We start from the raw sequence: 16509 nt of genomic DNA, 5'->3' as shown, positions 1-16509 counted from the left end.
GTTCCTTGATTTAGCCGGCAGCAATGCGCTCTGATATCGGTCGTTCGGAACGTTGCCGACTTATCTCAAAAGCGGCCTTTAGTTGCTGCTCTCAAGCGAGCGTTGCGTCGCCGTAGGTCGACCGATCCTCGCAGAGGATGACTACGCCAATCGCACGCGTCATTATCATCCGCCGCTGCGCGATCGGGAACCCCGGGACGCACGGCTGATGCGGACGGCAGCGGTCGTAGGCGCTCAGCGCGCGGATACCCTGCAGCCGAACCGTGGAGTTCGACTGGCAATGGATCGGTCTGTCGCTGTCAGATCGTGCAAAAATGTACCATGCCCTCGGGTGCGATGTCGGGCGCTCTCCAAACAACAAAGCCTTCGCCGGCGAAAGCGGCGACCGCGATCAAATCCGCTTGGCGGAACAGCTCCTTCCGATCTCGGAGGCCGGGCGCACTGCGCACCATCAGGAAGCTCCATGTCACGAAATATCGGTGGATGTGGGCTTCGATCGCTTCGGGTGGTTCTGCCCGGCAATCGACCTCGGCGTAGAGATCCGATGATATGGTGACGAGCGCCTTTGCGAGATCCACATCGTCGTTCAATGTCAGATAGGGCTCGTGCAAATACAGCCCGGACCGACCTATGGTTTTTGTCGCCGATAGTTCGGCCAGGCTCTGGAATGGCGTGTGTAGCCTGGTCGCGCTGAGCGCGCCTAGCGATACCCTTGAACCCTCATCGGGGGGCAACGCATCCTCGAAGCCGGGCAGCGTTTCGGTATCCGCAAGATTGGCTAATATGTCGATCGACCCGTCACCCGGCGCCCATGACGGGTCGGGCGCAATTTCCAATTCCCTGACATAGGTGGTCAGGTAGGCTCGCGCACGCTCCTCTTCTTCACTTCGGAGCGGCCTTCCTATTCTCGTCGACACGCCATTTTCCTTCTTTGGAATTTCGGTCGTTGAAGTCCCAGTGCGGACCATGCGGGGGGCCGTGGCCGAGATCAGGGTGAATGCTCTGACCGGGGTTGCTCGGATTCTTATAGCCACCGAATTTGTCACCGGGAACTGAACCTTTCCCGCCCTCCCAAGTCCAGGTCTTGCCGTCGGCGCCAACCGGCGCCTTGCTCGGATCCCAGAAGTCGAAGTCTGGAAGAACGGGCCCCTCGCTGTAGACGATGTCGTAGAGATATCCGGCAGCCGCTGCCCCCGCGGCAGCGCCGAAAGCGATCTCCTGTGGGGTGGCGAGAATGTTGGCACCTCCGGTGGCTGCATCAAGAGGCACCGACGCGGTCGCCATGACGGCGCCGCCCATAGCGGCACCCACCGTCATCCAGCGGACCTTATGGGCGAGGTCGTTGAACGTGTAGGAATAGAGACCGAGAATGGCGCCATTGGAGAATTTCTCGCCATTGATCTCGGCCATCGTACCGCCAACGATCGCCGCTCGCGCCATATTGGCCGAGGCGCTTCGTAGTTCGATCGCGCTGGTGGCCTTCGTCGCCGCGGTGGCGACAAAGCCCTTCCAGAAGTCACCACCCTGCATCGCATTGAGGCCGCCGCCCACGACGCCGTGTGCGGCGATCGCTCCGACCGAATGTTCCGCGCCGACGAAGGCGTTTCCGACCGCGTTGAACGCTCCGGCGGATATCCCTCCGATCACCGCGCCTTTGACGGTGGTAAAAAGCACCTCATCGAAACTGCCGCCATAAAGTATGGCCGATGTGGCGCCCGACACCGCGCCAACAATCATGCCGGCCAGGATCGGGCTTGCCATCCCGCCGGTCGCGACCGTCGCCGCGATCGCGACCGTGGCGATCGCCACTTCCCGCCAATTCTGTTCGATCCAGCGCCTGGTATCGTCGTTGCCGCCGAGGAAGGCGCCGACGATCGCACCGCCCGGCCCCCCGGCGATGAAGCCGCCTATGGCGCCTTTAATGGCGCCGCCGAGGCTCCAATAGCCCGACGGGTCGATGAACCGCAGCGGATTATTATTCGCGTAGAGATATCGGCCGATCGTCTGCGTGCCGCCACCGTCGGCACCCAGCGGGTCCGCCGACAGGAACATGCCGGTAGCGGGATCATAGACCCGCCCGTTCATATGGATCAGGCCGAAGGCAAGGAGATGCTCGTGGCCTCCGAAACCCATCGTCCAAGGCGCGCCGAGCTGGCTGCCGAGCGCGGTCAGGTCGGCCCGCACCCTTTTGCCCCAAGCATCGTACCAAAATCTAGCGGCGACCACGCCCTTGGCGTCGGTGACCGCGATCACGCTGCCAAGCTGGTCCTTCAGCACGAGCCAGAGCCGCGACGGCTCCTTGATCGACACCGAACCGCCGCTCTGCGCGGTGCGCACCTGGAGGACCCCGAACACGCCGTCGGGCCCACCGAGGAAGTAGCGGTAGGTCATTTCGCGCTTGCTGGGATCGGCCGCGGCGTATTGGGTGATCCGCTCGAAGGCGCCGACATAGATCGTCTCAGTGACGCGACCCGCGACCGTCTGGATTTGGCGGTAGCGCGTCCCATCCGGCGCATATTCGAACGCCGTGCTTTCGCCATTGGCGAGCTTGACGAACTTAAGCCGGTTGTCGTCGGTATAGCCATAGGTCGTCCCGGCGGCACCGCTGTCGCGGTTGCCGTTCGTGTCATAATGATAGGTCGTTGTCTTCCCGCCAGTCGCCGTCGCGGTGACGGCATGTTCCGGCTGCCAACCGCCCTGGGCCTTGTCTCGCCAATAGGCAAAGCCCGCGGACGCGCCCAGCTGGCGGAGCCGACCCGCATTATCGTAGCGAAAGGCGAGATTTGAGCCGGCATCCTTGGCGGAGGTCAGCCTGTTCAGCTCGTCATAGCCGAAGATCTCGTCGATCTTCTGCGCGCTGTCCTGCCGCCGCTTTATATTGCCGAACTCGTCATAGGTGAGCGCAAGGTTGCTGATAGCCGCGCCATCCACGCCCATCGCCTTGAGCGTCAGCAACCGGTCGGTCGCATTGTCATAAACCTCCTGCCGCCGCACGCCGTCGCCCAGGCTGGCGTCGAGGATCCGGCTGCTGGCGTCGATCTGGAGAGCCTGCCAATAGGTGGCTGCACCCACATCGTCGCTGATCCGGTGCAGATAGCCTTTGTCGTCATAGCGACTGCGCGCGGCCAGCACCTGCCCGGTCGGATTGACCGGATAGACGGTCCGCGTCACGCGGCGATATTGATCGCGCTCGAATGTGGTGACGAAGGTCTCCGTATCGATCTTGACCGATTCGGTCTGCACGTCGCCATTCGCGTCGTAGGTGTAGCTTTTTTCGAACTTGTTGGTGTCCCACATTCGGTTCAATCGACCGACGCCATATTGGGTCTCGTCAAACTCCCAATTGACCGTGATGCCGCCTCCGACCTTCTTGACGACACGTCCCAATTCGTCCCGGGTCAGCGTGAACTTGGTGTTCTTCGCGTCGGTGAGGCCGACAAGTTCGCCCAGGCCATTATATTCATAGCTGATATGGCCGAGATCGGGGTCGAACAGGTCGGTTCGTTGCCCAAATTGATATCCAAATCGCGTGGTGGCGCCGTTCGGGCCGGTGACGCTCTCGACGCGGTCGGCCGCATCATAGCTGTACACCGTTCCAGCGCCGCGCGCGTCGCTCACGCGGACGGGGAGGTTGCGGGTGTTAACCTCGGTGGTGCTCGTCCGGGGAGTGGGGCCTTGCTCGGTCACTTTGAGGACACGACCGCCTCCAGTGCGTCCGGCATAGCCCATCAGGATGATCTGGCCGTCGCGCCTGGTTTGTTTCGTGACGCGGTTGAGCACATCATATTCGGCGCGATCCCATCGCGGCGCCGCGCCCTTGTCATCGGCGATGGCCGTCGCTTCGATGCGTCCCAAAGGATCGTAGCGGATGTCGGCGAACAGGGGGCGTGCCGTGGCCGTGTTCTGGGTGAAGCCCTCGGTCACGGTCCGCACGACCCTGCCGCGCCCGTCGAGAAGCTTGACGACCTCGGGGAGGGCGCCGACTTTCATCGTGACGGCATTCACCGCCGAAGTGCCGGTGGCAACCGACGGATCGGGCAAGGATGCGACGCGAAGATAGCGCGTCAGGGTCTGCAGACCATTATTGTCGGTGGCGAGGATCGGCCGGCCAAAGCCGTCATATTGAAAGCGGCGGGTGATCTGATTGTCTTCGTCAATGATAGACAGCGGAGCCCCGTCCTGCAGGCGCGGTACCGTCGTGATGCGATAGGGCGGCCGCTTGGTCACCAGGATGCGGGCTTCGGTCACGAACCGGCCTAGGCCGTCAAAGTCATTCTGGTTGCGGCGAACGATACCCGCCGTCGCAATCCGCGTTTCGACGATATTGCCGAAACCATCCCGCAGGAAGGTCTTAGTGACCGCCTTGGGCGCGCCGGCATCAAGCGTCTCGGTCGCGATCAACCCGGTTTGGGGGTCGTAGGTGAACGCCGAAATCCGCGTCTCCGACTTTCGGGCTCCCCCCGACTTGGCGTCCCCGACATGGGTCACGGTCGATTTGGTCAGCCGGGCCAGATACCAGCGGCTCGGATCGTCCTGGGCATATTCATTGACCGTGGTCAGCGAGGTACCGTCACTGCGCGTGGTGACCGTCTTCGTGACCTCGAGCCACCGATCGAAGAGGTTGGCGGGCTCACCGTAGGTGATAGCCGTCGCTTCGCGCGAAACCAGCTTGCCGTCGAGCTCCCACATGCTCTGGACGGTCCCTTGAATCGCGACCTGCCAGACCTTGAACGTCGGGCCGGGCACGGGTGTGACCGAAGCCTCGCTTACCTTATAATCGCTTGTCGTCTCCGACAGGCGCTGGATGCCGGGCGTCGCGGCAGTGGGACACAGATTACTGCCACCCAGAGCGTTTTTCGAGATCTTGTCCAGCGTCAGCGCACAACTCGCCTCGAGCAGCGGACGGCCGGACAACAGGACCGTCCGCCCATATTCGGTGCGGGTGAGAATGCGGGCCGTTTCGTCGTAGGACTCCCGCCAACCGAAGCCCAGCGATCGGGACGACAGGGTATCGAGCGCATAATCACCGTAGCGATAAGAGACCGCGTTCGCCCGTCCGGGCCCTTCGGTCGTGATGACTCGCCGGACGACATAGCTGGTCGGCACCGGACTGATCAGCGGCAAGGCCGGCGCCTGCACAGGGGTCTGGTAGACCTTGCTCCAATATTTGGCGGTTTTCTCGCCGGTCGCGCGCTCGGGCGTGGCCTCGAGCAGCGTCTGATAGAAGACATCGACCGACACGCCATTGCCTTGGTCGATGCGGCGCAGCACATCGGCACGACGTCCAGTGTTGAGCAGCACTATCTGCTGCACGACCGCTCCGCTCTGCGGGGCATAGGCGCGGACCGCATCGAGCAGCCCATCGCCATTGACATCGACAAGGCGGAGCCCCTGATCCGCACCGTCGTTATCGATAAATGCCGGCAAGGCCGCGATCGCTGCGGCCGGGGCTGCGGTCCACCCGGTCCCCGAATTGAACCAGGCACCGCGCTTGACCGAACCATCGCCGAGCTTGCGAGTCGAAAGGATGTCGGGAAGGCCATCACCATTCAGATCGACGAGGCGGAACGACGGATCGCCGGTTTTCTCGGCCTGCGCCTCAAGCGGTGCCTGCCAATTGGTCGCCTGTACGAATCCGCGGCCGGTCGAGAGCCATGACATCGATTTGTTCGTCGACCCGGCGCGTTCGGTGTAGACTAGGTCGGCAAGGCCGTCACCATTCAGGTCGGTCCATTGCGACATCGCGAAGCGATTGCGGGTGGTCTCATCGAGCAACACGGGGACGCCAGCGCTGGCGGGCGCACGCGCCCAGCCCTTGGCGCTGTTGTACCAAACTTCCGACACTTCCTTTTTTGCGTCGAGCGGATGCTTGAAGCGGGCTACGAGGTCCGGCAGGCCGTCGCCATTGACGTCGACCAGTTCGACCCCGAGCGCCTCCGAGCGCTCGCGCGTCGACGCTGGAAGCGCCACCAGCGGCAATGGGGGTGTGTAGGCGGCGGTTTGCTGCCATCCGCCAGCCATGTTGAGATAAGCCGTCCCCGGGAAGAGCGACCGATCAAATTCGCACTGTGTGGCGGGAGGAGGCCCCGCGACCGGCGTGCATGTCTCGACCGCTACGACTTGCCCCGTCGGCAACTTGGTGACCACGCTCTGCAGCATGTCGATGCGACCATCACCATTCAGGTCAATCAGACGCACGCCCAGATCGCCGACCTGCTCGCCGGCGAACGCCATGGGGGGCGCCAGCTTGGACCCAGTCTGCTCGGCCCATTTCCGACCGCCGCTGCCGTCTGCCACATTCCTGTAGTAGAGCATGGTGGTCGAGCCGTTCGCCCGGCGATAGGCGTAGAGAAGGTCGGTGAAGCCGTCATTGTCGACGTCGGCGAATTGGGCCGGATCGCCCGCGATCGTGTCCCCGGCCAAAGGCTGCGGCGGCACGAGCCCAGGAGCTGGCACCCATCCGGCGGCGGTGTTAATAAACGCACCTGACGACGGTGGTCCGCCTGCGATGGCCTCGCCCTCGCGGCTGAACAGGACATCGGTCAGCCCATCGCCGTTCAGGTCGACAAACCGGATGCCGCGGTCTTGTTGATCGCGCCGTGCAAAGGAGATGCGCGGGCTGAGCGCCGGAGCTTCGACGAGCGCGGTGGAGCTACCCCGATAGACCTGCCCGAAACCGCTGCGATTGCCTTCCGGCACCGCGATGTCGGCTATGCCGTCGCCGTCCAGGTCGCCCACATGAGCGCGGTCATTGGAAAGGTCGGCGGGCAGGGTGAAGGCTGCGCCAAGGTCATTCCAACCGGTGGTATCGAACCCATAGGCGAAGCGGAAGGCCGTGCCGCCCTCGACCGGTTTTGACGCGACCAGCTCGGCTTTGCCATCACCGTTGAAATCGGCAACCACCGCGTCGGAGGCCACGCCGTTCGCATCATCCAGGTCGAAAGTGGGCGCGAGACTTGTTTCGGGTATCCATTTGGTCGCGGAGGCGAGATAGGCGGCGCGCAGGTTGAGCTTTTTCGAGGCGACGACCAGGTCGAGACATTTGTCGCCATTGAGGTCCAGGGCCCTGATCGCCGCAGCACCAGCCCTGGCATCGACCGGAATCGCCAGGAGCGGATCGGTGACCAATATCCAAGCCGCCGCCTGATAGCGGTAGATCAACCATTTTGCGGGTGATTGTGGATCCGGCGTGACCAGTTCAGCACGTCCGTCGCAGTCGACGTCGACCAGCATCGAATTGCGGGTTAGGGCGACCGGCGGCGCATGCGATGCATCTGGCACCCAGGCTGCGCCATCGCTCGTGAGGAAGCCGCTGCCGTTCGAAGCGCTGCTGTAGAGGAGGTCTGGTCCCTTCCCGCCCGACCATCGGCCTATGAGCACGAAGGCATTGCGCTCGCCATTTTCGGTGAGGTTGAAGGGCAGCTTGAACGCCGGGCTGTCTTCCCACTTCGTGGTCCCGGCGCGCCAGGCCGATCGTTCGACGGTGCCGTCGCTCTTTTTGTTGGATTGCAGGAGATCGGCCTTCCCATCGCCATCGACGTCGAGAAGGAGTGCGCCGGCATCTTTGCCGTCGCCGGTGATGAACGCGAAGGGGGGACGGAAATCCTCGACCTCCGCCCATCCCGCGACATCATTGCGAAAGGCGAACGCCTCGAGATGTCCATCAATCTGGGCGGAAAAGAGCAGGTCGGGCCGACCAGGCGTGGTGGTGAGGACGCTGCCGAAGCGATAGCCCTTTGATAGGTCTTCCTTCGCCGCCAGCGCCGAAATCGGCAATGTGTGGGTGTCCTGGACCCAATTGGTGGCAAGAGGCGAATATACGAACTTGGTTGGCTGTGTCTGGACAGCGCCGGTTTCGTCGAACTGACGGACCATGGTGAGGACGAAGCCGTTGAGTGAGTCCCGATCTTCATAGTCGAAGATGTAGCGGGCAATCTGGGTGCCGGTGACGGTTGCAATATCGCGGTTCGCCGACACGCGCGACACCACCTGCTTGAGGCGCGATTTGCGGCTCATCAGCTGGCCGGCGATATAGGCGGAGATCGGTCGCGTGATCGCTTCATATTGGAAGTCGATCGCGGCATAGGGGGCTAGGTTTGCGCCGCTACCGCGGTGACCCGCATAGTGCACGCTCTCGATATGATAATCGCCGTTGCCGCCTTGGGCGTAGATGAATTGTATGAAATTGCCGGTGGTGTCCTGCACTTCGCTCGCGGCGAGCAAAAGGGTCTGCCCGCCAGCGAGTTTCACCCGGCTGTTGTTGGCGCCGTCGAAAACGACGCGGACGCCACCCTTGGTCTCGACGAGGAACGTCGCATCGGCGAGACTTTCGCCGGATTGGGTGATCCGGGTGAGGTCGTCGACCTCCTTGCGGTAGATGATCCGGGTAGCCGAGCCCGCGCCGCTCCGCTCGACGGGGATAAGCCGCTGCCCATCGAGGAAGAGCGCGTCGTCGCGGTCAAGATTGACGCCGGCAATCTGACCATCGGTGTATTGGGTGCGCGGGCCACGGCTGATCACCGAGAAGCCGCTGATCGACCAACCCGCGCCAAGTTCGCCCTGCGACCCCTGGCTGTTATAGCTCAAGCTGAATTGCGGTGCGGTCCCCGCCGTTCCGACGGCTGTCTTGAGGTCGATCGAATAGACAGCGCTGCCCGAGGATGTGACCGCGAAGGTTCCCGATATCGCTTGCCCGTCGATGGTCTGGCTGTGCGCTGGCGACAGGGTGGCGCCCAGCCAGGCAAGCGCGAGAAACCTCATCATGCGACGAACCGGCGCCATCTGTTTTCCCCCAAGCGAGATCGGCAGGACTATTCGACGATCGTGATAACAACCCTTCGATTCAGCGCTTCCGGCTGATCTTCGGACGGCATTGCGGGCTGATATTCGCCCTGCCAATCGGCGCTCAGCATCCGCGCCGGTGCGCCGGCAGCGATCAAAGCGGCCACGACCCGCCGTGCCCGACGCTGCGACAGCAGCACATTATACGTAGGATCACCAGCTTGATCGGCATGACCAACCACCTGAACCTTATCGGCTGCCGATGAAATTGCTGCCCTTGCGGCTCGAGCAATCGCTTCTTTGGAGGGATTGCTCAACCGGCTGCTATTATAGGCGAAATATATCGTCGTGCTTTGGCCGGACTCGACAGGTCCAGGCATATGGCTATCGGCCTGCGCATAGGCCTTGATCCCCGTCGCAACAACTATCAAGGCAGCTGTCGAAACTGCAAAATTCAGCCATCTGCGCGCAAATCCGACCATGAGCCCCCGCCCTGCGATTCTTTGCATTAAGTAACATAATATTTTTGCAGCATCCACAGCTGGCGGCCGCTTTTGAGATACGAAAAACCCAAGTCGAGGATGAGGCCGGTCAGGGAAATACCTTAGCTCGGCTGCGATCTCGTCGATGTTTTTGACGATGGTAGATGGATGCCACGTGTATCTATCTGTCAGGCGATGAGGGCGCATGGATAGAGAGGCGCTTGTCCGCTTTCGGGCTGCGAGCTGGAGACCAGCTTCGGCGCGTTTTTGAACGACCGCGCAGCATGCCGCGTAAAGGAGGTGTCGCTCGGCTGGGGCAGCCAGTGACTATCGGCCGGAATTTGGTGAGCAGACGGCGGCTATCACGTCGACATCACCAAACCTGGGCTGATTGCGGCGACAGCTTCAACGTCCCGCTTTGCCATAAGCGGACATCAAATGATCGCGAAGCAATGGCGGGTATGTCCCAATTATTGCCGTTGCGCCGGCGGTCGCCGGGGGTATCGAACGGCGAACATGGTGTCGTCGAAAGCACGAAGCTGGTGACGCGGACCGAGGCAGGCTGTGGCTATCGGATGTGCTCAAGCTTCAAGTTCTTGACCTTCACCTTCTTCCATTCGTGATCGGCGGTGAGGGCAGGGACGCCAAGCTGCACAGCGAGCGCCAGACATGAACGGTCACCTAGCCCGCGGCCATATTGGCGTGTCTGGGCATGCAGCGCAGCGGCGGCATAGGCTGCTTCGGTATCGTGGGCGCGAACGTCGAGACGAAGCTCTTCAAGCAGTTCACGGGTAGTCGCCTCGTCAAGGCCACTGAGTAGCAGTTCCTTGATGACCTCTTGGAGGTTGACTGCTGAAATTGCAGCACGCCCGATGTGGGGAGCGACCTTGTCGGCACCGGATTCATCTCGGACCAGTGCTAGCACTGCGGATGCGTCGAGAACGACGGACGTCACTATGCGTCTCGATCCAATGCGCCTGACCCGACTTCTCCGAGATCGGTGGCAGCTTCCGCTTTCCGATCATCAAGGAAATCGTCAGTAGTGCGCGCGTGTTTGGCATTTGCGCGATAGAGCGCCTGCGCACGCGATACACCATGACCGATTGGGGACAGCCGCACCTGATCGTCCTCAACTGTCAGAATGATCTTGGCATCACCTTGTAGCCCCATCGCTTTACGCACTGACGCTGGCAGCACCATACGTCCATTACTGGCAACATTGATATCTATGGACTGCGAGGCCACTGCCACATCCCTTTATGCGCTAACATCTGTATATTGTGCCACAAGAAATGGTATGACACAACGGGGCTAGGGCTATCGAGCCTGAAATGCCAGTACGCGACCGTCAATGTGGGTATACCCGTATCGGACAACCAGTATGAAACGCCGGTAGCGTCTAATCAGGGTGGGTTGCAGGGATATTGAACAGTTGATCCGTTGGGTTTAGAAGCTGTTCGAACAGAATGAGGGTTCGATGGCGCTTTTTGGATATGCCCGTGTTTCTACGACGGATCAGGATCTCGGCATCCAGGAAGCCGCTTTACGCGCAGCTGGATGTCAGACGATCCGGTCGGAGAAAAAGTCCGGGTCCGGGCGCGAAGCTCGAACCGAATTACAAGTCCTGCTCGATTTTCTGCGCGAGGGCGACACGCTGGTTGTGACGCGGATCGACCGGCTCGCACGGTCGATGAAGGACCTTCAGGACATCGTCCACGAGTTGAAGGGCAGGGGGGTAGCCTTAAAGGCGACAGAGCAGCCGATCGATACCCGCACTGCCGCCGGTAAAGCGTTCCTCGATATGCTCGGCGTCTTTGCCGAGTTCGAGACGAACCTGCGTAAGGAACGACAGGCGGAGGGGATCGCGGCTGCCAAGGCGCGCGGCGTCTATAAGGGCGGCAAACCGCGTATCGATCCGGAGGCGGTGCGCACGCGCGCGGCGCAGGGGATGCGCCCGGCGCACATCGCCCGCGAACTGGGGATCTCGCGAGGGACGGTTTATCGCTTCCTACCTGCAGCGTCTCTCGGGCCAAACGGTGCCTTGCCATCGGAATCCGCTCTACTGCATAGCGCTGCTACCGATGCCGATCCGTCCTGAGCATGTTTTTCTGTACCCGATCGATTGGCGGCATATTTCCGACTTCGTTCGGTTTGTCCGTGCCAAAGGGTGCTGCGAGCATTGTGGTCGGGGACATCTGAAGCGCGTCTTCCACATGGGTGACGGACGGTGGTGGGATGCGGAACGCGGCTATTGGCGGAACGGGCAGGGCAGGCGGGTTCGTCGCCCGACCAACGATATTCTGCACGTTGGTAAGTGGACATCGGTGGTTCTAGCGTGCGCCCATCTCCATCACGATCCAAGCGACAGTCGCTTCGAAAAGCTGGCTGCGCTTTGCCAGCGATGCCACATGATCCACGATGCCCCCGAGCATCGGCGACGTCGGTGGATGAATGCCCATTTCCGTCGGGCGATGGGCGACCTGTTCTACGGCCCCTATCCCGAACATGGTGCCGATTGGATTACTCCGACGCCAGCCAGCATGCTCGATGATCCACGGCTACTTTACTTTCAGGTCTGAGCTAAGCGGCGCGTTGCGTTGGAGTTCAGGTGGTATGCCGGCAGGTTCGTGCTATTGAGTAAGTAAGCGCTGGGGTCCTGATCATGCCGCTGCGGACTGTTGCCCATTAGCTGGCATGGCAGCAATTTGCAGCTGCCTAGTCGCCTGAACCACGAGATCTGCGTTCGGCAGGTCCCGGTGATCGATCCACCACTTCGCATCGCTTATGCGCAGACAAAGGCTGCAGTCGGCATCAGTGGTTTTGTGTGGGGTCGCCATCAGCGCGGCCAAACGATTGATGCGAATAGTTTCGGCCCAACTCACCTGCCGCTCACTCCCGGTCAGTGGCGGCAGGACGAGATGCGCTATCGTCGCACTGTCACGTGCCGCAGCCTCGGTTTGTTCGGTTTTCTTGTCAGCGACGAAACAGGCTCGGCATTTGGTTGTCCGCAGCCAGCGTGCCTTGCGCGCGACCTGAGAGTCGAAGCCGTAAATGACATGAACCTGCTTGTGGCCGCAGGCATGAATAATCTGCTGTTCCATGCTTCCGAGGCTGCCGCATCGCCCACCGACTGCCAAATCCTATGAGTCGATACGAATCGTTCCCGCGACGAACGGTTGCGGCCAAGCAAAGTAGGCTCAGGCGCAGGAAGCAGACGTGCGTTCATGGTGGAAACCGGCCTGTCCGTTTTTGGCCGGCGAGACGGCTAAGCCGACGTTCGTTCAGGCCGAGTTACGTCAGCCTGACCGTCGTTGCTAGAAATGGAGTGGACGCCGTACGACTGCATCGAAGTGCATTATGAGGCGGCAGTATCACCAAGGAAGGCGTCATAGGCAGGCTCGGCCGGCCGGAAGCGAGGGCCGCGCAACTATCGATGCGACAGAGCCGGAATGACTGGGGCGTTTCACCGTACAAGAGCATCCTGCTGATCACCTAATTCGGCCCACCAGCATCCTACGTCAACAGCCTAACTGCCCATGTCGACGTCTTGGCTTGCACCGGCGACGGAAGCTCGTCACCTTGCTTAGCCTATTAGCTATGCTAATCGTGTAGATACAACGAGTTGGTCATCCTTGAACAGGGTTGTAAATCTGGGGGAATCGATCTGTCGACGATCACTGCGACCGATCTCGAAGCCGCGTTGACGGGAGATCCGGAGGCGCTCGACGTCCATCTCACTTTGATCGAGCGGGATGTGATCGTGACCGGACAGTCGGTGAAGGTGCACTGCCATTGTCTGGCGATTGACGGAAACGGACGGGTCCAGCTAAGACGGCTGGCCGAATTTATGCGGAATGCGGCGGCCATCTACGCCCTGCCGCGCTCCAAGATTGCAGAGGCAAAAGCACGCGATGCGCGGTTCAACAGCACCGAGGCGGTCGCCGAGCTGGTGGAGCGGGCGAAGCGGTCGTTCACGGACCTCGCCACGACCGGTGAGGGCGGCGAGATGCTCCTGTATCTCCTCGCAGAGCGCTTCCTCAAGCTCCCGCAAATCCTCTGCAAGATGGACCTCAAGACCGATAGCCGCGTGCACTACCACGGTGCCGACGGCGTGTACGCCGGAATCACGTCGGAAGGCGTGCTCAAGCTCTACTGGGGGGAGTCGAAGGTCTACGCGACCCCGGCCGCGGCGATCTCTTCGTGCCTCGACTCCCTGGCACCGTACCTCATCGAACCCGACCACGAAGGGTCGGAACGCGAACGCGACCTCCTGCTCCTCAGCGACAAGGCCGATCTCACCGACGAGCGCCTGACCAGTGCACTCAGGAAGTACTTCGACCGCTCCTCGCCGATGTCCAACCGAGTGCGGTACTGCGGCGTCGCGCTAGTCGGATTCGGCGTGCCGTTCTATCCGGCGGAGGGGGCGTCCGCGCTTGCCGACGAGATTGCCAAGGCGGCGAAGACGGCGCTCGTCGAATGGGTCGGCAAGGTCGGTGAAGGGGTGGTCAAGAACAAGCTCGAGACCTTGGAGATCGAGTTCTTCTGCGTGCCGCTGCCATCGTCCCAAGGCTTTCGGGACATCTTCCTCGAAGTGATGGGCCTCGCGAAGTGAGCCTGGCCGACCTGCAGGCCTGGCTGCTCAAGGAAGGGGTCGGAGACGAGATCGCGGCACTGACCCGGATGACGGTGCGATCCGAATTCAGCGGCCTCGCCGTAGACGACGGTCCCGGTCCCGAAGACTTCGACTGGCAGAGGTTGATACTCGCCGGCAGCATCCTCGCAAGGTCGGAACGGCGGGGCGATCAGGAAGCTGCCCTCCGGATCGCCGTGTCCGCCGTCTCCATGGTCGAGGACGCGCAGGTCCGGGACGGAGGCGCCGTGCTTCTCGGCAAACTCTCGAACTTCCGATCGGTTGACCTGGCGGTCGATCGCGGGCTCATCGCCGGGAGGTTGGACGAACGTCTCGGCCTGTCGTTGCGCATCGAGGCGCAGCGCCGGGAAATGGACCGGTCGGTGCTGGTAGAGACCACCGGACGATGGATCGAGGTAAACGAGTTCCAGCAGCGTTTCTGGACCGGAGCATCGACTTCGGCATGGCTCTCCGCCTCCGCCCCCACGGCGTCGGGCAAGACCTTCCTCGTCTTGCAGTGGCTCGTCGATCAGATGGGGACAGGCGGTTCAACGATCGCCGTCTACCTCGCGCCGACCCGAGCGCTCGTCTCGGAGATCGAGTCGAACCTCGAAACCATTCTCAAGGGCCGCCCCGGCATCGTGGTGTCGTCACTGCCGCTCAGGACGAAGTTCGACGCCGCCCGCTCTGGAGGCTCGCGCCTCATCCTGGTGCTCACGCAGGAGCGCATGCACCTGCTCGCGAACGTCCTCGGCGGCGACTTCTCGGTCGATCTGATGATTGTCGACGAAGCCCACAAGATCGGCGACGACGGGCGGGGCGTCATCCTCCAGGACGCCGTGGAGCGCGCCACGCGGCTCAATCCGCGCCTGAAGCTGATCTTCATAAGTCCAGCGACGCAGAACCCCGGCGAACTGCTCGCCGACGCGCCGCCCGACGTCCAGACCGTCGCCGTCGACAGCGACGCGCCGACGGTTCTGCAGAACCTGATCCTCGCCAGGCAGGAGAAGGGGAAGCCGCGGCGCTACGCACTCGCCGTCAGGCGTGGCGACGCGGAGGTCGAGGTCGGCGTTCTCCAGCTTCCGAGCACGCCCGCGACCTTCTCGAAACGATTGGCGTTTGTCGCCGCCGCGGCAACGGGTGCGCGGGGCGGAACCCTCGTCTACGCCAACGGCGCCGCCGAGGCCGAGGACATCGCCGACTTCATCAGCCAGCTGCAGCCCGAGGCGGATCTCGGGGACGTCCATCCGGAGCTCGCCGCGCTGGCTGACCTCGCGCGGAAGGGGGTCCACCCGCAGTTCCGTCTGGCTCCGCTGGTCGAGCAGGGCGTGGCCTTCCATTTCGGCAACATGCCCTCGCTGCTGCGGCTTGAGATCGAACGCCTCTTCAGGTCCGGCAGGATCCGCTTCCTAGTGTGCACATCCACACTCGTCGAAGGCGTGAACCTATCGTGCAGGACGATCGTGGTACGCGGACCCCGGAAGGGCAAGGGCAACCCAATGGAGCCCCACGACTTCTGGAACCTGGCCGGTAGGGCTGGGCGGTGGGGCGACGAGTTCCAGGGCAACATCGTCTGTCTCGATCCGGAGAACGTAACGGCATGGCCGAGCGGTGTGCCGCTGCGCGCCCGCTACCCGATCCGCCGCGAGAGCGATGCCGTCCTCGACACAGGACATGGCCTCATCAACTATCTTACCGCGCGCCTGGAAGGCAGTCCCGGCGAGCTCGACGGCGTGGAGGAGTTCGAGCAAGTGGGAGCGTATCTGCTGACGACGTTCATGCGGCTGGGATCGATCGCGAAGGCTGACTTCGCCAAGCGTCACGATCCCGCGTTCATAGCGAAGCTGGACGGGGTGCTCGAGACAATCGCCACCGCCATCGAGATCGAACCAGCGCTCGCGTCGAGGCACTCGGGCGTGAGCCCGATAGGCATGCAGCGCCTGCTGGAGACCTTTAGACGCTATCCGGGCGAACCAGAGAACCTCGCGCCGGTGGACGTTGCCAGCGACGACTGCATGGACCGCTTCATCACGATCATGCGCAGGATCAACGCGAGCCTGTTTCCGGCTTTCACCCCGGACAAGAGGGTCGCGCTCTATGCAATCATCGTGCTGCAATGGCTGGAGGGCAAGTCTCTCGCGAGGATTATCCGCCGCAACATCGCGTGGCATGAGGATGTCGGTAAGGTCTACCAGCTACCGGCCCTAATCCGGGACACGATGGCGCTGGTCGAGCAGATCGCCCGTTTCCGCGCGCCGAAGTACCTGTCGGCATACGTAGACGTGCTCCATCTCCACTACCTCGAGATCGGTCGCGAGGACCTAATCGACCACAACATGGACATTGGCACCCAGCTCGAGTTCGGCGTGTCGTCACGTACGCTGATCTCGCTGATGGAGTTGGGCCTGTCGCGCATGACCGCGGTCGCGCTCTACGAGAAGATCGCCAGAGACGACCTCGACCAGACGCAGGCGCTTAAGTGGATGGCCGATCGCTCGGACCGGCTCGACGGCATGGACCTGCCTGTGGTGATCGTGCGGGAGCTTCGGGAAAGGCTAACCCTCGATGACGGCGTGGAACCCTCCAATCAGACAACAACATGAAAGGTATGACCAC

10 protein-coding genes are annotated in these 16509 nt (G+C 62.1%); 4 read left to right on the top strand and 6 right to left on the bottom strand.

Translation table 11 applies throughout. The features are described from left to right. Nucleotides 1–299 precede the first annotated feature (299 nt). The 5 genes from ASE91_RS10785 to ASE91_RS18820 form a co-directional block, all read right to left on the bottom strand. On the bottom strand, nucleotides 300–917 hold the full coding sequence (locus tag ASE91_RS10785) for a hypothetical protein (protein ID WP_235530432.1): 618 nt from the start codon (nucleotides 915–917) through the stop codon (nucleotides 300–302). Beyond that, nucleotides 883–8781 carry an FG-GAP-like repeat-containing protein gene (locus ASE91_RS10780; RefSeq protein ID WP_056626027.1) on the bottom strand — a complete coding sequence of 2633 codons (7899 nt, stop codon included), beginning with the start codon at nucleotides 8779–8781 and terminating at the stop codon, nucleotides 883–885. Before ASE91_RS10780 ends, ASE91_RS10785 begins: the two co-directional genes overlap by 35 nt. A gap of 29 nt (nucleotides 8782–8810) precedes the next feature. Further along, on the bottom strand, nucleotides 8811–9263 hold the full coding sequence (locus tag ASE91_RS18830) for an OmpA family protein (protein ID WP_162233654.1): 453 nt from the start codon (nucleotides 9261–9263) through the stop codon (nucleotides 8811–8813). A 568-nt stretch (nucleotides 9264–9831) separates the two neighbouring features. Beyond that, on the bottom strand, nucleotides 9832–10218 hold the full coding sequence (locus ASE91_RS18825; protein ID WP_082453972.1) for a type II toxin-antitoxin system VapC family toxin: 387 nt from the start codon (nucleotides 10216–10218) through the stop codon (nucleotides 9832–9834). Beyond that, nucleotides 10218–10508, bottom strand: coding sequence for an AbrB/MazE/SpoVT family DNA-binding domain-containing protein (locus ASE91_RS18820; protein ID WP_082453971.1), 291 nt, complete (start codon nucleotides 10506–10508; stop codon nucleotides 10218–10220). The genes ASE91_RS18825 and ASE91_RS18820 overlap by 1 nt, the downstream gene beginning before the upstream one ends. 232 nt (nucleotides 10509–10740) lie before the next feature. On the opposite strand from ASE91_RS18820, the gene ASE91_RS10775 reads away from it, so the two are divergent. Together ASE91_RS10775 and ASE91_RS18815 are read left to right on the top strand one after the other, a co-directional pair. Next, nucleotides 10741–11361, top strand: coding sequence for a recombinase family protein (locus ASE91_RS10775; RefSeq protein WP_082450963.1), 621 nt, complete (start codon nucleotides 10741–10743; stop codon nucleotides 11359–11361). After that, nucleotides 11345–11842, top strand: coding sequence for a hypothetical protein (locus ASE91_RS18815; protein ID WP_235519784.1), 498 nt, complete (start codon nucleotides 11345–11347; stop codon nucleotides 11840–11842). The genes ASE91_RS10775 and ASE91_RS18815 overlap by 17 nt, the downstream gene beginning before the upstream one ends. Before the next feature lie 81 nt (nucleotides 11843–11923). Here ASE91_RS18815 and ASE91_RS10770 read toward each other — a convergent pair whose 3' ends face one another. Continuing rightward, a complete protein-coding gene (locus tag ASE91_RS10770; protein WP_056504392.1) occupies nucleotides 11924–12364 on the bottom strand; it encodes a hypothetical protein in 441 nt (146 codons plus the stop codon). Nucleotides 12365–12885: 521 nt separating this feature from the next. Between ASE91_RS10770 and ASE91_RS10765 the strand changes: the two genes are divergently transcribed. Together ASE91_RS10765 and ASE91_RS10760 are read left to right on the top strand one after the other, a co-directional pair. Beyond that, nucleotides 12886–13875: a HamA C-terminal domain-containing protein gene (locus ASE91_RS10765; protein WP_200909301.1), complete on the top strand. Its 990-nt coding sequence runs from the start codon at nucleotides 12886–12888 to the stop codon at nucleotides 13873–13875. Continuing rightward, on the top strand, nucleotides 13872–16496 hold the full coding sequence (locus tag ASE91_RS10760) for a DEAD/DEAH box helicase (protein ID WP_056626024.1): 2625 nt from the start codon (nucleotides 13872–13874) through the stop codon (nucleotides 16494–16496). Before ASE91_RS10765 ends, ASE91_RS10760 begins: the two co-directional genes overlap by 4 nt. Nucleotides 16497–16509 lie beyond the last annotated feature (13 nt).

Source organism: Sphingomonas sp. Leaf62 (assembly GCF_001421915.1).
Taxonomy (GTDB): domain Bacteria; phylum Pseudomonadota; class Alphaproteobacteria; order Sphingomonadales; family Sphingomonadaceae; genus Sphingomonas.
This window is presented reverse-complemented; position numbering and strand designations above follow the sequence as displayed.